The following is a 20,676-nucleotide window of genomic DNA, read 5'->3' as shown; positions in this document are numbered from 1 at the left end:
CAGATGAGTATCAACGACCAGAAAGACGACCAGGAAATCGGCCCAGCAGGCGAAAAACTGCAGAAAGTCCTCGCCCGTATCGGCGTCGGCTCGCGCCGCGACGTAGAAGCCTGGATCAGTCATGGCCGGATCAAGGTCAACGGCAAAGATGCCACCCTTGGCCTGCGAGTCGACCTGCACGACGCCATCACCATCGATGGCAAGGTGATCAAGCGTGAAGAAGCGGCCGAATCGGTCCGCCGCGTGATCATGTACAACAAACCCGACGGCGAAATCTGCACCCGTGACGACCCGGAAGGCCGTCCGACCGTGTTCGACAAAATGCCGAAACCCAAAGAAGGCCGCTGGATCAACATCGGTCGTCTGGACATCAACACCACCGGTTTGCTGATGTTCACCACCGACGGTGAACTGGCCAACCGCCTGATGCACCCATCCTACGAAATGGACCGCGAGTACGCGGTACGTGTTCGTGGTGAAGTCGACGACGAAATGATCGAGCGCCTGAAGGCTGGCGTCGTTCTCGAAGATGGCCCGGCGAAGTTCACCGACATCAAGCAGGCTCCAGGTGGCGAAGGTTTCAACCACTGGTACCACTGCGTGGTGATGGAAGGTCGTAACCGTGAAGTTCGACGTCTGTGGGAATCCCAGGGGCTGGTGGTCAGCCGTCTGAAGCGCGTGCGTTTCGGTCCGGTGTTCCTCAACTCTGACCTGCCGATGGGCCGCTGGCGCGAAATGAACCAGTACGAAGTCGACGTACTGAGTGCTGAAGTCGGTTTGACCCCGGTGGCCATGCCGCAAATGAACGCCAAGAGCAAAGACAAGCTTGAGCGTATGCAGCGCAAGTCGTCGCGCCCGGTCGGCAAGAGCGAGCGCGTGCGGACCCTGCGTCCAGCGACTGGTGCTCCAGCGGCTGCTGGCCCGCGTCCAGCGCGCGAGCCGCAGATCGAAGGCGAGCGTCCAGCCCGCAAGCCTGCGCCACGTCAGGACGGTGAGCGCGGTCCACGCGCTCCGCGTCCGGCCAACGGTCGCACTGAGCGTGGCGAAGGCCGCGGTGCTCCGTCCGGTGGTCGCAGCGATCGCGGTGCGCCGGCAGGTCGTGGTGAGTCGGGTCGCGGTACGCCAGTGGCAGACCGTCCGTCCGACACCAAGCGCCCGGCCAAGCCTGCGCCGAAAAAGCGTCCGGGCATCGTCCTGGTCGACCGTGATGCGCCATCGGGCAAGCGTCGCGGCGCACCGGCCGGTTCTGGTCAGCGTCCTGGCTTTGGTCGTCGCAAGCCGGAATAATCGGTAAGCGCTCCATAAAAAACGCCAACCCTAGGGGTTGGCGTTTTTTTTTTTTGCCTCTGATCGTTCCCATGCTCTGCGTGGGAATGCCTCAATGGACGCTCTGCGTCCGCTCTTGGTATGTGACGCGGAGCGTCACGGGCTGCATTCCTTTGCTGCGCATGGGAACGATCAACTAAAAGACAAACCGCCCATCAAACACCGGCTTGTCATCCAGCGCCAACACACCACTGGCGAAGATCAGGTCCAGGTGATGGCTGCCCTTGGCACCACCGCCCAATCCCAGGTGAAGGCCGCAATGGCGCTCTTCGAAGCCGGCGTTGCGCGCATACAGGTCCTTGACGCCCTCGTTGGTGCCGATCCCCAACTCCTCGATGCGTCGGTTGGACGGGTTGGCATCCAGGTATTTGTTGAAGTCATGTTCCAGCCCCGGCACTTGCGTGGCGATTCGGCTGATGGTCGAGTTCTCGATCCACAACTCCAGCGGCGATTCGAGCACGCCATATTTGCGGGCGAAGGGAATGGTGCCGAGGAACGTACCGACGAACTTGACCTGGCCATTGATGGCTTCGCTGTGGGTGGCGATCTCGCCGGGCGCCAGGTCGAAGTTGCCGACGCCGTTGATATTGGTCCACTTCTTGATGCTGCTCAGCGGTGTTTCAAAGTAAGAGCCATGTCGATCACTGAAGCTCAGGGTGGTGGCCTGGGACATACGCTGGATCAGATGGCTGTTGAGCCCGGCGATACGTTGCGGTGTGACGTTGAAGGTATCGTAGAAGTAATCGCCGTAATCCTTGAACAGCAGCGACTTTTTCCAGTTGTCGGCCATGACGCTTTGCAGGGCTCGAACAAAGTCGGGGCCGTCCGGGCGCGGGTTGGGCAGGGTCGACGAGTCGTAGAAGAAAATGTACAGATCGCAGTCGGCAATCGCCTGCGCCAGGGTTTGGGTCGGTTCGAGGTCCAGGCGCATGGCACTGAAGTGAAATGGCTCGTTGGCCGCTTGCTCGATGATCGCGCCGGTCAACGCCTCGTAAGGTTGCGTATGCCCGAGCAAGACCTTGGCCGGGCGTACGCCAACGAGGGCAGGGTGGTGTTCGAGGTAGTAAAGGAAATGCGAAATGGCTCGGTGTCTATCCATGAATCCTCCCTGACAGTCAGCGAATAGTGGCAGGTACGACCGGCCGGCTCGTACCTGCCTGGATGTCTTACAAAGGCCACATCGCCGTGCCGAACGGAACGACCGCGTCGGCTTGCATCATTTCAACAGCAGCGTCATGAGTCGGCGCTTCAAACCACTCGTCCAGTTGCAGTTCGGTTTCCAGGTCTTTATTCATTGCTTGCATAGTGAATCTCCCAGATGACTTTAAGGTTGAATGACGGTGCTGTTTTCAGTGCATGAATAAATCATTGCGACTGAAAAAGTTGCCGCTTACTTGCGGGACTTCACGGTCTGGCAAGTGGTTGGAAACCTAGTCCAGTGCTTTTTAAAATACAATTTAAAATTTAAATTCAGCCTTGGTGAAATTTTTATTCTGTTTTTTGATGTCTGTTTTTTCAATTAAAAACAAAATGCTAACTCGGCCCCGTCCGTAGGAATGGGGCTACCGTCAATTTGCAGGCAGCCTACAGAAAGATCTGATATGGAAAAAATACGTTACGCCTCGTAAAGAAGACTTTACGAAAAACCGCGTTCTGCGCCATGGATTCGGGTTGAAGTGAGGGCTGTAAGGAAAAGCTTCCGGTTGGTGCTCGTTCATACGGTTTGCAGGGCTCTGGTCCGCTTGTTTCGGGACGGTTTCAGCGGTGAGATGCGCCCATGCCTGTCGTGCAGGTGCATAACAAGAAGGAGGCGCAATGAACGCCGTGAGTCATCTCCATCTCTCTTCGAGGGGTGATTTTTCCATCGCCCCCGTCAACGACCCGCAAAGGTCTGAGCCTTTTTTTGCAGCCGCCCGGGCTCCTCGAGGCGGACACAGGCAATCCCGGCAAACGACACGCTGATTCAGCGGTGTCTGGCAGCAGGGGGTTACAGGTGTACAATGCGCCGCGTTTTAACTGTGACCTCCCTGCGTAACTGCGCAAACTCAAGGCTATCCGCTTTGTTAACTCCGCCGCGCCACAAGCGTGTCGGGTTCGATTTCGTCACAGATAAAAACAAACAGGTGACGCATGACCGGTAAAAAAACGCTGAACTCCTGGTGCCTGCGCTGGGGTTTGATCCGCGCTGCTTGATCCTGATCCAAGCGGCAACGTCTTAACGAACATTATCAAACCTTGCGTGAGACCCTTTTCATGAGTGGACAAAACTCGCATTCCGGTACGCTTCAACGCGGCCTGAAAAATCGCCATATTCAACTGATCGCCCTCGGTGGCGCGATCGGTACCGGATTGTTCCTGGGCTCTGCCGGCGTGCTGAAATCGGCCGGCCCATCGATGATTCTCGGTTACGCAATCTGTGGCTTCATCGCTTTCATGATCATGCGCCAACTGGGCGAAATGATTGTTGAAGAGCCGGTGGCTGGCTCGTTCAGCCACTTTGCGCACAAGTACTGGGGCGGTTTCGCCGGCTTCCTGTCGGGCTGGAACTGCTGGATTCTGTACATCCTGGTGGGCATGTCGGAGCTGACGGCGGTCGGCAAATATGTGCACTACTGGTGGCCGGATGTCCCGACCTGGGCCTCGGCTGCAGTGTTCTTCGTGATGATCAATGCGATCAACCTGGCTAACGTCAAAGTCTTTGGCGAAGCGGAGTTCTGGTTTGCGATCATCAAGGTCGTGGCGATTGTCGGCATGATTGCCCTGGGCAGCTACCTGCTGGTCAGTGGCCATGGCGGCCCGCAAGCCTCGGTGAGCAACCTGTGGGAACACGGCGGGTTCTTCCCGAATGGCGTCAGTGGTCTGGTGATGGCCATGGCGATCATCATGTTTTCCTTCGGCGGCCTGGAAATGCTCGGTTTCACCGCAGCAGAAGCCGACAAGCCGAAAACCGTGATCCCGAAAGCCATTAATCAGGTGATCTACCGGATCCTGATTTTCTACATCGGCGCACTGGTGGTTCTGCTGTCGCTGACTCCGTGGGACAGCTTGCTGGTGAGCCTGAATGCGTCCGGCGATGCCTATAGTGGCAGCCCGTTTGTTCAGGTGTTCTCAATGCTGGGTAGCAAGACCGCGGCGCACATCCTCAACTTCGTGGTGCTGACTGCTGCGCTGTCGGTGTACAACAGCGGCACTTACTGCAACAGCCGCATGTTGCTGGGCATGGCTGAACAGGGCGACGCCCCGAAAGGTCTGGCGAAGATCGACAAGCGCGGCGTGCCGGTGCGTTCGATCCTGGCCTCGGCCGCGGTAACGTTCGTTGCGGTGGTGATGAACTACCTGATCCCGCAGCACGCGCTGGAACTGCTGATGTCGCTGGTGGTTGCAACGCTGGTGATCAACTGGGCGATGATCAGCTACTCGCACTTCAAGTTCCGCCAGCACATGAACTGCACCAAACAAACGCCGTTGTTCAAGGCGCTGTGGTACCCGTACGGCAACTATATCTGCCTGGCGTTCGTGGCCTTCATCCTGTGCATCATGCTGATGATCCCAGGGATCCAGATCTCGGTGTACGCGATTCCGGTGTGGGTCCTGTTCATGTGGGCCTGCTACAACATCAAGAACAAACGCAGCGCTCAGCACGCGTTGAACGCTGCGGCTTCTGCAGTGAAGTAACGTAGAAAGCAGAAACGACAAACCCGGCCATGTGCCGGGTTTGTTGTTTTCAGGGTTCATACAAAACTCTGTGGGAACGAGCCTGTAATCTCCTTCAGGCTATTCGGGTATCCTGATGCACTCCTAACGCGGACACGCTTTTCCATGCTGGTGATTTCCAACAACGTGCATCTGCCGGATGCCGAGATCGAATTGACCGCCATTCGTGCGCAAGGCGCGGGTGGGCAGAACGTCAACAAGGTCTCCAGCGCGGTGCACCTGCGCTTTGATATTCCGGCGTCATCTTTGCCGGAGTTCTACAAGGAACGCTTGCTGGCGCTGCGTGACAGTCGGATCACCAGCGACGGTGTGATCATCATCAAGGCCCAGCAATACCGCACGCAGGAAGCCAACCGCGCCGATGCGCTGGCGCGTCTGACCGAGTTGATCCTCAGCGCCACCAAGGTTGAAAAAAAACGTCGTCCGACCAAGCCGACCCTGGGCTCGAAGAAGCGTCGGCTGGAGTCAAAAACCAAGCGCGGCTCGATCAAGGCCGGGCGCGGTAAAGTCGACTTCTAGTGCGCTTCGCGTTCTTCACGATACTTTGGTGACTGTCGATACAAGTAGAAGCTGAGCATCAAACCGCTCAAGGCGGCGAGGGCAGCGAACAGGAAGATCGAGGCGAAGCCGAATCCGGCCGCGATGGCACCCGCCAGCGGCCCGGTGATCCCCAGTGATAAGTCGATAAACAGCGAGTAAGCGCCGACTGCCGCACCACGGCTGGAGGCGGGCACCAGATTCACCGCTTCCACCCCCAGCGCCGGGAACACCAGCGAGAAGCCGAACCCGCTTAACGCCGCGCCCGCCAGTGCCCAGTGTGCGTCCGGGGCCAGCCACAAGAGCAACAGGCCAAGGGTTTCGACCGACAGGCAGGCAATTGCCACGCGAAAACCGCCGAGGCGATTGATCAGGTTACCGAACAACAGGCGCGCGCCAATGAAGCAGGCGCCGAACAGGCTCAGGCAGAGCACGGCGTTGTCCCAGTGTCGGGTGGCGTAATACAGGGTGATGAAGGTGGCGATGGTGCCGAAGCCGATCGAGCCCAGCGCCAGCCCGCAACCGTGGGGCAGCACCCGTCCCAGGACATGCATGAACGGCAGGCGTTCGCCGGCAACGATCGGCGCCGCGGTTTTCGGCCAGGCCAACAGCAGCCCCAGCGCTGCCAGCAACAGAATGCTCACGCCCATGCTCCACAGCCCCAAGTGATGAACCAGCAGCACGCCGAGCGGTGCGCCGACGGCCAGTGCGCCGTAACTGGCGATGCCGTTCCAGGAGATGACCTTGGCGGTATTCGCTGCGCCGACCCGGCCGATGCCCCAGCCAATCGATCCCGAACCGACCAGGCTTTCGGCGCTGCCCAGTACCAGTCTGCCGATCAGCAAGCTGATCAGGCTCAAGGTCGGCAAACTCTGCGTCCAGGCCGACAGCAGCATAAACACGCCGCTCAAGCCGCACCCGGCCAGGCCGATCATTACCGCGCGTTTGCTTCCCTGGTTGTCGATGATCCTTCCTGCGTACGGGCGGCTGAGCAGGGTGGCGAGGTATTGCACACTGATCACCAGTCCCGCGATCACCGCGCCAAAACCCAGGTCGCTGTGCACATAACCCGGCAACACGGCCAAGGGGATGCCGATATTCAGATAGCCGATGAAGGTAAACAGGACGATGGAAACGACTTGCAGCGTGACCGCCATGGGGCGCTGGGGATCTGGCATGGGAAAAGGTCCACGGGACAGCAGGATAGATAGGCTGCTTATGATACCGGTGGTTGGATGCGCAGAGGGGGAGAAATTGGCGTCAGGTGTCGGCCGTTGTGTTGCCTGGCCGGAATCAGGATTTGGCGGGTGCGACCAGTTGCGTGGTTACCAGTGCGGCGAGGGCGTTTTCCTGGCTGCCGAAGCGGGTCAGGAGCAGGGCTTGCTTCTCGGGTGTCAGGCGGTTCCAGACATCGATCATCTTTTCGGCAGTGCCGATCAGTACGCTGGCCTGGCTTTCGGTGAAGGTGTCGCTCATGTGCGGGTCCTTGGTTCAGGCTGTGTGGAAAGCGCATGAGTTAGCGCTTTCCACACGGTCTGGGTAGTGCTTTTTCAGTCTTCGCTGTCGGCCTTGCGGCTGCCAGTGGCTTCTTTCGGCTCGGGCTGTTGGGCACCGGCTTGTTGCGGGGTTGTCTGCGCAGTTTCGTGCAGGCTTGGGAAGGGGAGATTAGGAATCTCGTGCATGTTGGTTGCTCCTCGCAAGGTCTGTTTTTAAATCGCTGTGTAGATCCGCGCTTTTAAAAAGCCTCGGCAGGATACAGCAGGGGAGATGACAAAAAGACTTTTATCTCCCTTTGTTGCGACGGATGGCCGCAGCCGGTATTCGCGCCGTGAAGCATTTGTGGCGAGGGAGCTTGCTCCCGCTGGGCTGCGGAGCAGCCCCAAAAGCTGAGCATTGAGTTCGTTCAGTCAGAACTCGAGTGCAGGCTTTGCGAGCACTGCGTGCTCGAGCGGGAGCAAGCTCCCTCGCCACAGGAAGAAGCTCATTCCATCTGGTTACTTACAGACGTCGGCGATAGCTTGCGCCAGCAAATCCAGACGTGTGGCATCAATCCCGGCGACGTTGGCGCGACCGGAGCTGACCATGTACACGCTGTGGTGGTCGCGCAGGTTTTTCACCTGAGCCGGCGTCAAACCGGTGTAGGAAAACATCCCGCGTTGCACGCCGATATGCGCGAAGCGTTCGCCCAAACCGTGTGGCTCCAGTGCTTCCACCAGGCCCGAGCGCAACTGCGCGATGCGCAAACGCATGGCTTCCACTTCATCGGCCCACAGCTGTTTCAGCTCCGGGTCGCCAAGGATGGTTGCCACCACGGCGGCGCCGTGATCCGGTGGTGTCGACCACAGGTTGCGGGCGATGTTGGCCAACTGGCTGCGGATATCCACCAGCTTTTCGGCATCCTTCGCGCAGACGATCAGCGCACCGGTGCGGTCGCGGTACAGGCCGAAGTTTTTCGAGCAGGAACTGGTGATCAGCAGTTCGGGCAGCTCAGCGGCAAACAACCGCACGGCCCAGGCGTCCTGCTCCAGACCGTCGCCAAAACCCTGATAAGCGAAGTCGATCAGTGGCAGCAGTTCGCGGCTGCGAACCACCTCCAGCACTCGGCGCCAGTCATCGTGGGACAGGTCGAAACCGGTCGGGTTATGGCAGCAGGCGTGCAGCAGCACCACATCGCCCTTGGGAATCAGGTTCAGGGTCGCCAGCATCGCTTCGACATCGAGGCGATTGTCGCTGCCCACGTACGGGTAGTGGCTGACCTTGAGGCCGGCAGTGGCGTAGATGGTTTCGTGAATCGGCCACGTCGGGTTGCTCAGCCAGATGCCACGCCCCGGCAGGCAATGCGCAATGAAGTCGGCGCTCAAGCGCAAGGCACCAGTGCCGCCCGGAGTCTGGGTGGCGCCGGCGCGCTGCTCGGCGATCAGTGCGGAGTCGGCGCCGAGCACCAGCTCATTGATCACTTTGCCGAATGCCGCATCGCCGTGACCGCCGATGTAGGTCTTGGTGGTCTGCCGATCGACCAGCCGCAATTCGGCGAGTTTCACCGACTGCGGAATCGGGGTCAGGCCCTGGGCATCCTTGTAGACGCCCACGCCAAGGTCGAACTTGCTTGGATTGCTGTCCTGCGCATAGGCCTCCATCAGGCCGAGGATCGGATCGCCGGGTACTCGGCCGATGGCGTCGAAATGCATTATTTGCGGCCCTCGGCGTCTTTGGCCACTTCGTCAGTGCGTGCGGCCATGATGAAGTCGTTGCGGTGCAGGCCCTTGATCGAGTGGCTCCACCAGGTCACGGTGACTTTGCCCCACTCGGTGAGCAGGCCTGGGTGGTGACCTTCGGCCTCGGAGATTTCACCCACGGCGTTGGTAAAGGCCAGGGCGAATTTGAAATTTTTGAACAGGAAGACTTTTTCCAGCTGCATCACGCCATCGCGAACTTCGATGTTCCAGTCAGGGATCTGCTTGATCAGTACCGGCAGTTCTTCGTCGCTGACTTGTGGAGCATCGGCACGGCAGGCTTCGCAATGGGCTTGGTTCAGAGCGTTCATGGTGTATTCCTGAATTCGGTTCTTGTTAGACGTTACTATTTTTCGAGGGGCGCCGCGACTGCGGCGTTCTCAGGCCGCCTTGGGTTTAGGCGGAAACTTCGGTGCGTGCAGACCCAGCTGCATGCCTTGCTGGACCATGCCCATGATGTCCTCGTGGGCCAGATCGAACAGGCGCTTGAGGTTGGGCAGGACAAAGTACAGCGGTTGCAGGATGTCGATGCGATACGGCGTGCGCATCGCTTCCAGCGGATCAAAGGCTTGATGCTCCGGTTCGCCAGACAGGCTGTACACGGTTTCTTTCGGCGAGGAGAGGATGCCGCCGCCGTAGATGCGTTTGCCTTGCGGGGTGTCGACCAGGCCAAACTCGATGGTCATCCAGTACAGGCGCGCCAGATAAACGCGTTCTTCCTTGGAAGCCTGTAGGCCGAGTTTGCCGTAGGTGTGGGTGAATTCGGCGAACCAGGGGTTGGTCAGCAGCGGGCAGTGACCAAAGATCTCGTGGAAAATGTCCGGCTCTTGCAGGTAATCCAGTTCTTCGCGAGTACGAATAAAGGTCGCGACCGGAAACTGCTTGTTGGCCAGCAATTCAAAGAAAGTCTGGAACGGAATCAGCGCCGGCACCCGGGCGACTTGCCAGCCGGTGGTCTCGCCGAGGACTTTGTTGATTTCGTCGAGTTGCGGAATGCGGTCATGGGGCAGGCCGAGCTTTTCGATGCCGTCCGTGTATTCCTGGCACGCACGACCCTCGAGCACTTTCAGCTGGCGAGTGATCAGCGTATTCCACACCGCGTGTTCTTCAGCGGTGTAGTGAATAAAACCTTGCGCATCGGGCTCGCGGGCCACGTATTGCGTCTGCTTCATGCTGCTCTCCTGCAAAGGGATACGTTCTTGTTATGTCTGTTGCCTATGGACCTAGAGATAACCCGAAGTGTGCGACCTTGCAGCAGGGTTTGAGCGTTGCGCGTAGGAGAATTCCCTGATTTTCGTAAAGTATTCGTTACGGATGGGCGGCTGTCGCGTAGGTATTGAGATTTTCGGGTTTTAAAAGGCCCTGAGCTGTCACATAATCTTGACAACAAACTTCGCGCCTCGGCAGAAAAATCCTCGCCATGCGCCTCATTTACCATCGTTCAGGCCTTTATATGCGTATCAAAGTCCACTGCCAGAACCGCATCGGTATCCTGCGCGACATTCTCAACCTGCTGGTGGAGTACGGGATCAACGTCGCCCGGGGTGAGGTCGGCGGCGAGCATGGCAACGCGATCTATCTGCATTGCCCGAACCTGATCAACCTTCAGTTCCAGGCACTGCGTCCGAAGTTCGAGGCCATCACCGGTGTGTTCGGCGTCAAGCGCGTAGGGCTGATGCCCAGCGAGCGTCGGCACATGGAGCTGAATGCCTTGCTCGGCGCGCTGGAGTTTCCGGTGCTGTCGATTGATATGGGCGGCTCGATTGTTGCGGCCAACCGCGCGGCCGCGCAGTTGCTCGGTGTGCGGGTGGACGAGGTGCCGGGCATTCCCTTGTCGCGCTATGCCGAAGACTTCGATCTGCCGGAGCTGGTGCGCGCCAACAAGTCGCGGATCAACGGCTTGCGGGTCAAGGTCAAGGGCGACGTATTCCTCGCTGATATTGCGCCGCTGCAATCGGAGCATGACGACAGCGAGGCCATGGCTGGTGCCGTATTGACGTTGCACCGGGCGGATCGGGTCGGTGAGCGCATCTACAACGTGCGCAAGCAGGAGTTGCGTGGCTTCGACAGCATCTTCCAGAGCTCTAAAGTCATGGCCGCGGTGGTGCGTGAAGCGCGACGCATGGCGCCACTGGATGCGCCGCTGCTGATCGAGGGCGAGACCGGAACCGGTAAAGAACTGTTGGCGCGCGCCTGCCATCTGGCCAGTCCGCGTGGGCAGTCGCCGTTGATGGCGCTCAATTGCGCCGGGCTGCCGGAGTCGATGGCCGAGACCGAGTTGTTCGGTTACGGCCCGGGTGCGTTTGAAGGGGCGCGGGCGGAAGGCAAGCTCGGGCTGTTGGAGCTGACGGCGGGCGGTACGTTGTTTCTCGATGGTGTGGGGGAAATGAGCCCGCGCTTGCAGGTGAAACTGCTGCGGTTTTTGCAGGACGGTTGCTTCCGCCGGGTCGGTAGCGATGAAGAGGTTTACCTGGATGTGCGGGTGATCTGCGCCACTCAGGTCGATTTGTCCGAGCTGTGTGCCAGCGGCGAATTCCGTCAGGATCTTTACCATCGATTGAATGTGCTTTCGCTGCACATCCCGCCGCTGCGTGAATGCCTCGACGGTCTGACGCCACTGGTCGAGCACTTCCTCGATCAGGCCAGTCGGCAGATTGGTTGTCCGCTACCGAAGCTGGCGCGGGCGGCGATGGAGCGGCTCAGCCATTACCACTGGCCGGGCAATGTCCGGCAGTTGGAGAACGTGCTGTTTCAGGCGGTTTCGCTGTGTGACGGCGGCACGGTCAAGGCGGAGCATATTCGCCTGCCGGATTACGGCGTGCGCCAGCCTCTGGGGGATTTCTCGCTGGAAGGCGGGCTGGATGAGATTGTCGGGCGTTTCGAAAAGGCGGTGCTGGAGCGGCTGTATTCCGAGTACCCGAGCAGTCGCCTGTTGGGCAAGCGCCTCGGGGTTTCTCATACCACCATCGCCAACAAACTGCGTGAATACGAAGTCGGTAAAGAGCCGGGCGCATAACCTGTGGTGGACGGGCTCTTTGTGGCGAGGGAGCTTGCTCCCGCTCGGGCGCGAAGCGGTCGCAACTTCCGTCGGCTGGTAATGCCTGCTGGAACTTCATTGTTGTTTTTGGGGCTGCTTTGCAGCCCAGCGGGAGCAAGCTCCCTCGCCACGGTGAATGTGTCGCGTGTAAAAGGCCGACACTTGCCGTAAGCGGCATAACCGCGCCGGTTTTTCGTCTTTGATGCCATTGCCCATTCTCCTCCAATTCCTCTCAAGTCCTTTGTTTAGAGGGCTTCGAACCCCTGCGTGAAAGTTGGTCTGCAAATTGCTTGAGGCTCAGCAGTACAGCGGTGGGCGGCAAACGTCCGACATGCAGAGGAAAGACTGTGGACAAGTACCTTTATGTGGCAATGACCGGCGCCAGCCAGAACGCACTGGCGCAAAAGGCTCATGCCAACAACCTGGCGAACATCTCCACCAACGGTTTTCAGAAAGACCTGGAGCAGGCGCGGTCGATGCCGGTGTTTGGCGACAGCTTTCCGGCGCGAGCGTTTGCCCTGTCCGAACGTCCGGCCACCGACTTCTCTCCAGGCGCGATGATTGAAACCGGTCGCGACCTCGATGTAGCGGTTCAGGGCAACGGCTGGATTGCCGTACAGAATCCGAACGGTGGTGAAAGCTATGTGCGCACCGGCAGCCTGAATGTCGACGCCTTGGGCGTACTGCGCGCCGGCAACGGCATGCCGGTCATGGGCAACGGTGGTCCGATTGCCGTGCCGCCCGAGCAGAAAATCGAAGTCGGCCAGGACGGCACCATCAGCATTCGGTCAATGGGTGAAGGTCCGCGCGTCATCGCAGAAATCGACCGCATCAAGCTGGTCAACCCGGACATCAAGAACATGACCAAGGGGCTGGACGGTTCGATCAACACCGCAGACGGCAAGCCGGCACCGGTCGATGCCAACGTGCAACTGGTGTCGGGCTTCCTTGAGTCGAGCAACGTCAACGCCGTTGAAGAGATGACCTCGGTGTTGGCCTTGTCCAAGCAATTCGAGCTGCACATCAAGATGATGAACACCGCCAAAGACGACGACCAGGCCATGGCTCGGGTCTTGCAGATCAGCTAATTATCAGAACGTCGCGCCGTAAAACAGGCGCACGAGGAGAATTGAATGCTTCCGGCTCTATGGGTTGCCAAAACAGGTCTGTCCGCCCAGGACACCAACCTGACGACTATTTCCAACAACCTGGCAAACGTATCGACCACGGGTTTCAAGCGTGACCGTGCCGAGTTCCAGGACTTGTTGTACCAGATCAAGCGTCAGCCAGGCGCCCAGTCGACCCAGGACAGCGCACTGCCGTCGGGTCTGCAATTGGGTACCGGTGTGCGCATTGTCGGCACTCAGAAAAACTTCACCGCCGGTAGCCTGCAAACCACCGACCAGCCGCTGGACATGGCGGTCGACGGTCGCGGTTTCTTCCAGATCCTGCAGCCGGACGGCACGACCGCCTACACCCGTGACGGTACGTTCCACCTGGACTCCAATGGCCAGATCGTCAATGCCAGCGGCTTTGCCCTGGAACCGGCCATCGTCATTCCGAACAATGCACAGACCTTCACGGTCGGTCGTGACGGCACCGTGTCGATCACCGTTCCAGGCGCTGCTGCCGCGCAAGTGATCGGCAACCTGCAAACCGCCGACTTCATCAACCCGGCCGGTTTGCAGGCCATGGGTAACAACCTGTTCCAGGAAACCGCCGCCAGTGGTGCGCCGCAAATCGGTACGCCGGGCCTGAACGGTTTTGGTACCACGCTGCAGAACACCCTGGAAACCTCCAACGTCAGCACCGTTGAAGAGATGGTCAACATGATCACCACTCAACGTGCTTACGAGATGAACTCCAAGGTGATTTCTACCGCCGACCAGATGCTCTCGTTCGTAACGCAGAATCTGTAATCAAGTCTATGAGGCGGCATGAAGCCGCCTGCAACACCGTGAGGTAGGGTCATGAATCGCTTTGTATCTGTTCTCGCATTGAGTGGGATCGCCGTGCTCGCGGGCTGCGTCGGTCCGACGCCGAAGCCCAATGACCCGTACTACGCGCCCGTGTTACCTCGTACACCGCTGCCTGCAGCGGCGAACAACGGCTCGATCTATCAGGCCGGTTTCGAGCAGAACCTGTACAGCGACCGCAAGGCGTTCCGGGTCGGTGACATCATCACCATCACCCTGAACGAGAAGACCCAGGCCAGTAAAAACGCCAACTCCCAGATGGACAAGACCAGCAAGACCGGACTCGGTCTGACCTCGTTGTTCGGTGGCACCCCGGCCACCAATAGTCCTCTGAGTTTGAGTGCCAGTTACAACGGTGACCGCGCAACCAAGGGCGACAGCAAGGCAGGGCAGGGCAACAGCCTGGTCGGTTCGATCACCGTCACCGTTGCCGACGTGCTGCCCAACGGCATCATTGCCGTGCGTGGCGAGAAGTGGATGACCCTCAACACCGGTGATGAGCTGGTGCGCATTGCCGGTCTGGTCCGGGCAGACGATATCGCTACCGATAACACGGTGCCGTCGACTCGTATCGCTGATGCACGGATCACCTATTCGGGCACCGGTTCGTTTGCCGATGCGAGTCAGCCAGGCTGGTTCGACCGTTTCTTCTTAAGCCCGTTGTTCCCTTTCTAGGTGATGAAACGACTCATGTTTAATTTCAAGCACCTGATGGCGGCCGTGTTGTTGCTGTCCACCTCCCTCGGCGTTCAGGCCGAGCGGTTGAAGGACATCGCCAGTATTTCGGGCGTGCGTTCCAACCAATTGATCGGCTACGGCCTGGTCGTCGGGCTTAACGGCACGGGTGACCAGACCACGCAAACCCCGTTCACCCTGCAGACCTTCAACAACATGCTCTCGCAGTTCGGCATCAAGGTGCCGGCCGGCTCCGGCAATGTGCAGTTGAAGAACGTCGCGGCGGTGTCGGTCAGTGCCGATTTGCCGGCGTTCGCCAAGCCGGGTCAGCAGGTCGACATCACCGTGTCCTCGATCGGTAACTCCAAGAGCCTGCGCGGCGGCACCTTGCTGCTGACGCCGCTCAAGGGTATCGACGGTAACGTCTATGCGATCGCCCAGGGCAACCTGGTGGTCGGTGGTTTTGATGCTGAAGGTCGCGACGGTTCGAAGATCACCGTCAACGTTCCGTCGGCCGGTCGCATCCCGGGTGGTGCTTCGGTCGAGCGTTCGGTGCCGAGCGGTTTCAATCAGGGCAACAGCCTGACCCTGAACCTCAACCGCTCCGACTTCACCACCGCCAAGCGCGTGGTCGACAAGATCAACAACATGCTCGGCCCTGGTGTTGCACAGGCGATTGATGGCGGTTCGATCCGCGTCACCGCGCCGCTTGATCCGAGCCAGCGCGTCGACTACTTGTCGATCCTGGAAAACCTCGAAGTCGATCCGGGTCAGGCGGTGGCCAAGGTCATCATCAACTCGCGGACCGGCACCATCGTGATCGGCCAGAACGTCAAGGTTTCACCAGCCGCCGTGACTCACGGCAGCCTGACCGTGACCATCACCGAAGACCCGATTGTCAGTCAGCCAGGGCCTTTGTCCAACGGTCAGACCGCCGTCGTGCCGCGTTCCCGGGTCAATGCTCAACAAGAAGCCAAGCCGATGTTCAAGTTTGGTCCTGGTACCACGCTGGACGAGATTGTCCGTGCGGTGAATCAGGTCGGCGCGGCGCCGGGCGACTTGATGGCGATCCTTGAAGCGTTGAAGCAGGCTGGTGCCCTGCAAGCCGACCTGATCGTGATTTGATATGGCGAACATGGATCTTCACAAGAGCGGGTTGGTCAGCAGCGGCGATTCGGGTTCGTACTCGGACCTGAACCGGCTTAACCAGCTCAAGGTCGGTGACAAGAACAGCGATGCGAACATGCGCAAGGTCGCGCAGGAGTTCGAGTCGCTGTTCCTCAGCGAGATGCTCAAGTCCATGCGCTCGGCCACCGAGACCCTGGGCAAGGACAATCCGCTCAACACGCCTGCGGCCAAGCAGTACCAGGAAATGTACGACCAGCAGCTGGCGGTTTCCATGTCTCGTCAGGGTCATGGGATCGGTCTGGCCGACGTGCTGATGCGCCAGATGTCGAAGAACAAACCGCTGGCACCGGGCGAGGCGGCGGCAATGTCTGCGGCCAAGCAGGAAGCGGCGAAAGCGGCAGTATCAACGCCGGTGGCGGCCGGTACGGTGGGCGCCGATGGGCCGTTGTCGCGGCTCAATGGCCAGCGGCCGTTGTGGGCGTCGCGCGCGGTCAATCCGCCGCAGCAATCGCTTGATGGACACCGCAATGACGTAGCGATGCTCAATCAGCGTCGTCTGGCGTTGCCACCGAAACTTGCGGATCGCTTGCTCGCCGGCCTGGTGCCGTCGGCATCGACGACCGCGGCGACCAGCGCAGCGGCGCTCAACAACATACAGTCGCCTCAAGGCATGAAGACCGGCTCCGGTCCGCTGTTCAATGGCGATTGGCTGGCCTCGCAAACGGATTCGGGATCGAGCGGGCGGATGCAGATTTATGGTCGTGCCATGGCTCAAATTCCGCTGGCGCCGGCGAAGAAAGCCTTCAGCTCTGCCGACGAATTCGTCAATACGATGATGCCGATGGCCAAGGAAGCCGCCGACCGCATTGGCGTCGATCCACGTTATCTGGTGGCCCAGGCGGCCCTGGAAACCGGTTGGGGTAAATCGGTCATGCGTGCCCAGGATGGCAGCAGCAGTCATAACCTGTTCGGCATCAAGGCCGGCAGCAGTTGGACGGGCGATTCGGCGCGGGCGATCACCAGCGAATTCAGGAATGGCGAGATGGTCAAGGAGACGGCCGAGTTCCGTTCCTATGCCTCTTACAAGGACAGCTTCCATGACCTTGTGACATTGCTGCAAACCAATAATCGCTATCAAGATGTTGTGAAGTCGGCCGATAACCCAGAACAGTTTGTACGCGAGTTGCAAGAGGCCGGGTATGCAACCGACCCGGGCTACGCCCGCAAGATTTCGCAGATAGCCAAGCAGATGAAGAGTTACCAGAACTACGCTGCGGCGGGCTCTTCCACGACGCCTTTATAGGCATAAGGTATAAGGTCTGAATCATGAGTTTGCTCAATATCGGGATGTCAGGGTTGAATGCGGCCTCATCGTCTTTGGCGGTGACCGGCAACAACATTGCCAACGTTGATACGGCCGGCTATTCGCGTCAGCAAACCGTGCAGAGCAGCAAGGCCTCGATTCAGTACGGCAATAACGTATTTATCGGCACGGGCACGACCCTGGCTGACGTGCGTCGCGTGTATAGCGCCTACCTCGACACCCAGTTGCAGACCAGCACTTCGCTTAACGGTCAGGCATCGTCCTATCTGGGGCAGGTTACGCCGGTCGACACGATGCTGTCCGACAGCAACACCGGCCTCAGTGGCTCACTGCAGAAGTTCTTCACTTCCCTGCAAGCGGTCGCGACCAAGCCTACCGATGATGCGTCCCGCCAATCGGTGATGACCAATGCTAAGGCCCTGAGCGATCGCTTCAACTCGATTTCCAAGCAGTTGACCGACCAGAACACCGGCATCAACTCCAACCTCGCGGACATGGCATCCCAGGTCAATAAACTGGCGACCACGATCGCCCAGTACAACCAGCAGATATCTCAAACAGCGGGTAGCAACACCAGCAACAGCAGTGGCCCGAGCGACCTGCTCGACAAGCGTAACGAGGCGGTCCGCCAGCTTTCCGACCTGGTCGGTGCCCAGGTTGTCGAGCGCGGCACCAACTACGACGTCTACATCGGCAGCGGTCAGCCGTTGGTGATGGGCGGCACCACTAACACCCTGGAAACCGTACCGGGCAAGACTGATCCGACTCAGTCGACACTCCAGTTGAATCGCGGCTCGAGCGTCATCGATATTACGTCGGTGGTGACGACCGGTCAGGTGGGTGGCTTGCTGAGTTATCGCAGCGAAGTGCTCAACCCGGCAATTAACGAGCTGGGGCGAGTGGCACTGGTTGTCGCCGATCAGATGAACCAGCAGCAGGCTCAGGGCATCGACCAGAACGGCGACTTTGGTTCGGCGATCTTCAACAACATAAACAGTGCCACGCTGATCTCGCAGCGCAGCATTGCCCAGGCGGGTAACAGCGCCGGTTCCGGCAACCTCAATGTCACTATCAACGACACGGGCAAGCTGACCACCAGCGATTATAAGGTGACCTTCACCAGCGCTACGAACTACAGCGTTACGCGCTCCGACGGCACCAACATGGGCGCCTTCAGCACCGCCACCACACCGGCTCCGGTGATCGACGGCTTCAGCATGACGCTCAATGGCGGCGGTGCCATGAGCGCCGGCGACACCTTCAAGGTGACGCCGACCCGCAGTGGTGCCAGTGATATCCAGACGGTGATCACCGATCCGAAGAAGCTCGCCGCGGCTGCGCCTCTGAGCGGTGTCGCCAGTGCCAACAACAAAGGCACCTATACCCAGCCGACGTTGACCAGCACCCTGGATATCTATAATCCAGCGGCCAATGCCGACCTGCAAACCGGGCTCCAGTATTCGACGCCGGTCAAAGTGGTGTTCGATCCTGCCGGTGCCGGGACCCAGGGTTATAAGCTTTTCGACGCCAAGGGCGGGAGCATGGGCTCGGGCACCATCGTTCCCGGTCAAAGCAATACCCTGAACCTGCAAGTGAACATGGTCGATAGCACGGGTGCTGCGATCATGGACAACTCGGTCGTGCCGCCAGTGCAGAAGACCTTCTCGGTTCAAACAACGGTCAATGGTTCGCCCGCTGACGGTGAGAGCTTCAGTATTTCGTTGATCGGTGCCAACTCTTCGGACAACCGCAACGGCACCGCTCTGGTCGGTTTACAGACCAAGCAAACGGTGGATACCGGCTCGGTGAGCAAGGGGCTCAGCCTCTCGGATGCCTACGGCAAACTGGTGTCCAACGTTGGCGCCCAGGCGGCTCAGGCCAAGTCTGACGGCGATGCCGCCACGGTGATTCTGACCGGTGCCAAGAATGCCCGCGATGCCCTGTCGGGTGTCAACCTCGATGAAGAGTCCGGCAACCTGGTGAAATACCAGCAGTACTACACAGCCTCATCGCAGATCATCAAGGCTGCGCAGGAAACTTTCAGCACGCTGATCAACAGTATTTAAGGAGTCGTAATTCATGCGCATTTCTACCGCCCAGTATTACGAAACGACCGCTGCCAACTATCAGCGTAATTACAACAATGCAATCAAGACCAGTGCCGAAGCGAGCAGCCTGACCAAGGTCAATACCGCCGCCGATGATCCGATTGGTGCTGCGCGCTTGCTTCAGCTCGGCCAGCAGAGCGCAATGCTCGATCAGTACGCCGGCAACATCAGCAGTCTCAAGGGTGCATACAGTCAGTCCGAAACCGCGTTGAGCGCGATTGGCACCGCCTTGCAGCGGGCCAAGGAACTCGCGCTGGGCGCCAGCAACGGCACGCAGACCGATGCGGACCGCAAGGCTGCGGCCCAGGAGCTGGGGCAGATCCAGAGTCAGGTGTTGGGCCTCATGAACAGTCAGGATGCCAACGGTAACTACCTGTTCGCCGGCTCCAAAACCAGTACGCCTCCGTACACGGCAAACTCCGATGGCACCTACAGCTACAACGGTGACCAGTCCGACGTGAGCCTGGCCATCGGCGACTCCATGTCGGTTGCCAGCAACATCACTGGTTGGGATGCCTTCCAGAAGGCGAGCAACACCAGTCGCTCTCTGACCACCATGACCGCACCTGCGGTGGATGACGGTCGGGTGACGCTGTCCAGCGGCCAGATCAGCAACAGCGCAACGTTCGATTCCAAGTTCACCGCCGGTCAACCTTACACCGTGAATTTTGTCAGCAGCACCCAGCTGCAGATCACTGATGCGCTGGGTAACGATGTCACTGCCGAGGCCAGCCAGAGCGGTGTGATCAGCAATAAAGACGCCTCTAACCAGACGGTCAGTTTCCGCGGTGTCGACCTGACGCTGAACATCAATCTGAAGCCTGGCGATACCGTTCCAGACGCTGTGATCGCCGGCCATAGCTTCCAGTTGGCGGTCAAGCCCGACACCATCAGCGCTTCGCGTAGCCCGGGCAACCCGTCCACGGCAGTGATCTCCGGTGCGACCACGAGCAACCCGACTGCCTATAACAGCACCTTCCCGACTGGCGGCGCGATTCTCAAGTTCACCAGTGCCACGGCTTACGATCTTTATGCATCGCCGATCACGGCGACCAGCAAGCCCGTGTCTTCGGGCACCATGGCCGGTTCTACTGCGACAGCCGCAGGGGTTACGTTTACGCTCGGCGGTACTCCGGCAGCCGGCGATCAGTTTGTTGTTCAGTCTAACAACCACCAGACCCAGAACGTTCTGGACACTTTGGGGCAGTTGCAGGCTGCGTTGAATACCCCGGCGGATAACAATCCGGTCGCCTTGCAAAAAATGCAGGCGGCCGTCGCATCGGGTATTGGCAACCTGGACACCGCTTCGGCGCAGGTGGGCTCGGCAATCACAGCTGTGGGCGTGCGTGGTCAGGCCCTGGATGATCAGACGACAACCAACCAGAGCCTCGGCCTGGCCAACACCACCAGCCAGTCGGCTATCCGCGACTCTGACCCGGCCGAAGTCATGACTCGTCTGACGTTGCAGCAAACCATGTTGCAGGCCGCGCAACTGGCGTTCAGCAAAATCAGTCAGCTGGGTCTGTTCAACAAGATCTAAGGGGGCCTGGCGCGAAAGCGCCCGGTCGTAAACCGCCGAATACCAATCGCCTTTTTTCAGCGGTTTCAGGGGCTCACC

The 20,676-nt window shown here is 59.3% G+C and carries 19 protein-coding genes; 11 read left to right on the top strand and 8 right to left on the bottom strand.

All coding sequences use genetic code 11. From position 1 onward, the window contains the following. Positions 1–3 precede the first annotated feature (3 nt). Entirely contained in the window at positions 4–1,287 is a 1,284-nt protein-coding gene (gene rluB, locus KRR23_RS06905; RefSeq protein ID WP_216742119.1) for a 23S rRNA pseudouridine(2605) synthase RluB, read from the top strand. Positions 1,288–1,462: 175 nt separating this feature from the next. Here the strand turns inward: rluB and KRR23_RS06900 are convergent, their stop codons facing one another. After that, the gene (locus KRR23_RS06900; protein WP_216741890.1) at positions 1,463–2,425 is read right to left on the bottom strand and encodes a leucyl aminopeptidase; all 963 of its coding nucleotides are present in this window, start codon (positions 2,423–2,425) and stop codon (positions 1,463–1,465) included. A 67-nt stretch (positions 2,426–2,492) separates the two neighbouring features. Then, positions 2,493–2,630 carry a hypothetical protein gene (locus KRR23_RS06895; RefSeq protein WP_054596264.1) on the bottom strand — a complete coding sequence of 46 codons (138 nt, stop codon included), beginning with the start codon at positions 2,628–2,630 and terminating at the stop codon, positions 2,493–2,495. Positions 2,631–3,579: 949 nt separating this feature from the next. Between KRR23_RS06895 and KRR23_RS06890 the strand changes: the two genes are divergently transcribed. Next, entirely contained in the window at positions 3,580–5,001 is a 1,422-nt protein-coding gene (locus tag KRR23_RS06890) for an amino acid permease (RefSeq protein ID WP_216741889.1), read from the top strand. Positions 5,002–5,145: 144 nt separating this feature from the next. Beyond that, positions 5,146–5,559 (top strand): alternative ribosome rescue aminoacyl-tRNA hydrolase ArfB, encoded by a 414-nt coding sequence (gene arfB, locus KRR23_RS06885; protein WP_019692415.1) that lies wholly within the window; start codon positions 5,146–5,148, stop codon positions 5,557–5,559. On the opposite strand, the gene KRR23_RS06880 is transcribed toward arfB, so the two are convergent. The 6 genes from KRR23_RS06880 to phhA form a co-directional block, all read right to left on the bottom strand. After that, on the bottom strand, positions 5,556–6,755 hold the full coding sequence (locus KRR23_RS06880) for an MFS transporter (protein ID WP_216741888.1): 1,200 nt from the start codon (positions 6,753–6,755) through the stop codon (positions 5,556–5,558). The genes arfB and KRR23_RS06880 overlap by 4 nt on opposite strands. A 115-nt stretch (positions 6,756–6,870) precedes the next feature. Next, the gene (locus KRR23_RS06875; RefSeq protein WP_019692413.1) at positions 6,871–7,053 is read right to left on the bottom strand and encodes a hypothetical protein; all 183 of its coding nucleotides are present in this window, start codon (positions 7,051–7,053) and stop codon (positions 6,871–6,873) included. A gap of 74 nt (positions 7,054–7,127) precedes the next feature. Next, entirely contained in the window at positions 7,128–7,259 is a 132-nt protein-coding gene (locus KRR23_RS29285) for a hypothetical protein (protein WP_256676601.1), read from the bottom strand. A gap of 312 nt (positions 7,260–7,571) precedes the next feature. Further along, positions 7,572–8,768, bottom strand: coding sequence for an amino acid aminotransferase (locus tag KRR23_RS06870; RefSeq protein WP_216742118.1), 1,197 nt, complete (start codon positions 8,766–8,768; stop codon positions 7,572–7,574). After that, positions 8,765–9,121, bottom strand: a complete 357-nt coding sequence (locus tag KRR23_RS06865; protein WP_019692410.1) for a 4a-hydroxytetrahydrobiopterin dehydratase — start codon at positions 9,119–9,121, stop codon at positions 8,765–8,767. The genes KRR23_RS06870 and KRR23_RS06865 overlap by 4 nt, the downstream gene beginning before the upstream one ends. A gap of 69 nt (positions 9,122–9,190) precedes the next feature. Further along, entirely contained in the window at positions 9,191–9,982 is a 792-nt protein-coding gene (gene phhA, locus KRR23_RS06860; protein ID WP_216741887.1) for a phenylalanine 4-monooxygenase, read from the bottom strand. Between the two features lie 281 nt (positions 9,983–10,263). Between phhA and KRR23_RS06855 the strand changes: the two genes are divergently transcribed. From KRR23_RS06855 to KRR23_RS06820, 8 genes are all read left to right on the top strand, one after another. Beyond that, positions 10,264–11,826 (top strand): sigma-54-dependent transcriptional regulator, encoded by a 1,563-nt coding sequence (locus KRR23_RS06855; protein WP_216741886.1) that lies wholly within the window; start codon positions 10,264–10,266, stop codon positions 11,824–11,826. 368 nt (positions 11,827–12,194) lie between these two features. Continuing rightward, the gene (locus KRR23_RS06850) at positions 12,195–12,935 is read left to right on the top strand and encodes a flagellar basal body rod protein FlgF (protein WP_123583969.1); all 741 of its coding nucleotides are present in this window, start codon (positions 12,195–12,197) and stop codon (positions 12,933–12,935) included. A gap of 45 nt (positions 12,936–12,980) precedes the next feature. Next, positions 12,981–13,766: a flagellar basal-body rod protein FlgG gene (gene flgG, locus KRR23_RS06845; protein ID WP_054596270.1), complete on the top strand. Its 786-nt coding sequence runs from the start codon at positions 12,981–12,983 to the stop codon at positions 13,764–13,766. A gap of 51 nt (positions 13,767–13,817) precedes the next feature. Beyond that, positions 13,818–14,498: a flagellar basal body L-ring protein FlgH gene (flgH, locus tag KRR23_RS06840; protein ID WP_216741885.1), complete on the top strand. Its 681-nt coding sequence runs from the start codon at positions 13,818–13,820 to the stop codon at positions 14,496–14,498. 15 nt (positions 14,499–14,513) lie between these two features. Continuing rightward, on the top strand, positions 14,514–15,623 hold the full coding sequence (locus tag KRR23_RS06835; RefSeq protein WP_054596272.1) for a flagellar basal body P-ring protein FlgI: 1,110 nt from the start codon (positions 14,514–14,516) through the stop codon (positions 15,621–15,623). Between the two features lie 10 nt (positions 15,624–15,633). After that, positions 15,634–16,929 (top strand): flagellar assembly peptidoglycan hydrolase FlgJ, encoded by a 1,296-nt coding sequence (gene flgJ / locus KRR23_RS06830; protein ID WP_216741884.1) that lies wholly within the window; start codon positions 15,634–15,636, stop codon positions 16,927–16,929. 23 nt (positions 16,930–16,952) lie between these two features. After that, positions 16,953–19,016 (top strand): flagellar hook-associated protein FlgK, encoded by a 2,064-nt coding sequence (gene flgK / locus KRR23_RS06825; protein ID WP_216741883.1) that lies wholly within the window; start codon positions 16,953–16,955, stop codon positions 19,014–19,016. A 13-nt stretch (positions 19,017–19,029) separates the two neighbouring features. Then, positions 19,030–20,598, top strand: coding sequence for a flagellar hook-associated protein 3 (locus tag KRR23_RS06820; RefSeq protein WP_216741882.1), 1,569 nt, complete (start codon positions 19,030–19,032; stop codon positions 20,596–20,598). The last annotated feature ends 78 nt before the right edge of the window (positions 20,599–20,676 follow it).

It is taken from the genome of Pseudomonas sp. CVAP#3 (assembly GCF_018986375.1).
GTDB lineage: Bacteria > Pseudomonadota > Gammaproteobacteria > Pseudomonadales > Pseudomonadaceae > Aquipseudomonas > Aquipseudomonas helvetica.
Note: the sequence above shows the minus strand (reverse complement) of the source record. Positions and strands in the feature narration are given on the sequence as shown.

Coding starts and splice junctions, on each gene's coding strand:
- KRR23_RS06855 (WP_216741886.1), top strand. CDS start 10,264: ATGCGTATCAAAGTCCACTGCCAGAACCGCATCGGTATCCTGCGCGAC.
- phhA (WP_216741887.1), bottom strand. CDS start 9,982: ATGAAGCAGACGCAATACGTGGCCCGCGAGCCCGATGCGCAAGGTTTT.
- flgG (WP_054596270.1), top strand. CDS start 12,981: ATGCTTCCGGCTCTATGGGTTGCCAAAACAGGTCTGTCCGCCCAGGAC.
- flgJ (WP_216741884.1), top strand. CDS start 15,634: ATGGATCTTCACAAGAGCGGGTTGGTCAGCAGCGGCGATTCGGGTTCG.
- KRR23_RS06875 (WP_019692413.1), bottom strand. CDS start 7,053: ATGAGCGACACCTTCACCGAAAGCCAGGCCAGCGTACTGATCGGCACT.
- KRR23_RS06880 (WP_216741888.1), bottom strand. CDS start 6,755: ATGCCAGATCCCCAGCGCCCCATGGCGGTCACGCTGCAAGTCGTTTCC.
- KRR23_RS06900 (WP_216741890.1), bottom strand. CDS start 2,425: ATGGATAGACACCGAGCCATTTCGCATTTCCTTTACTACCTCGAACAC.
- KRR23_RS29285 (WP_256676601.1), bottom strand. CDS start 7,259: ATGCACGAGATTCCTAATCTCCCCTTCCCAAGCCTGCACGAAACTGCG.
- KRR23_RS06895 (WP_054596264.1), bottom strand. CDS start 2,630: ATGCAAGCAATGAATAAAGACCTGGAAACCGAACTGCAACTGGACGAG.
- rluB (WP_216742119.1), top strand. CDS start 4: ATGAGTATCAACGACCAGAAAGACGACCAGGAAATCGGCCCAGCAGGC.
- flgH (WP_216741885.1), top strand. CDS start 13,818: ATGAATCGCTTTGTATCTGTTCTCGCATTGAGTGGGATCGCCGTGCTC.
- KRR23_RS06890 (WP_216741889.1), top strand. CDS start 3,580: ATGAGTGGACAAAACTCGCATTCCGGTACGCTTCAACGCGGCCTGAAA.
- arfB (WP_019692415.1), top strand. CDS start 5,146: ATGCTGGTGATTTCCAACAACGTGCATCTGCCGGATGCCGAGATCGAA.
- KRR23_RS06820 (WP_216741882.1), top strand. CDS start 19,030: ATGCGCATTTCTACCGCCCAGTATTACGAAACGACCGCTGCCAACTAT.
- flgK (WP_216741883.1), top strand. CDS start 16,953: ATGAGTTTGCTCAATATCGGGATGTCAGGGTTGAATGCGGCCTCATCG.
- KRR23_RS06865 (WP_019692410.1), bottom strand. CDS start 9,121: ATGAACGCTCTGAACCAAGCCCATTGCGAAGCCTGCCGTGCCGATGCT.
- KRR23_RS06835 (WP_054596272.1), top strand. CDS start 14,514: ATGTTTAATTTCAAGCACCTGATGGCGGCCGTGTTGTTGCTGTCCACC.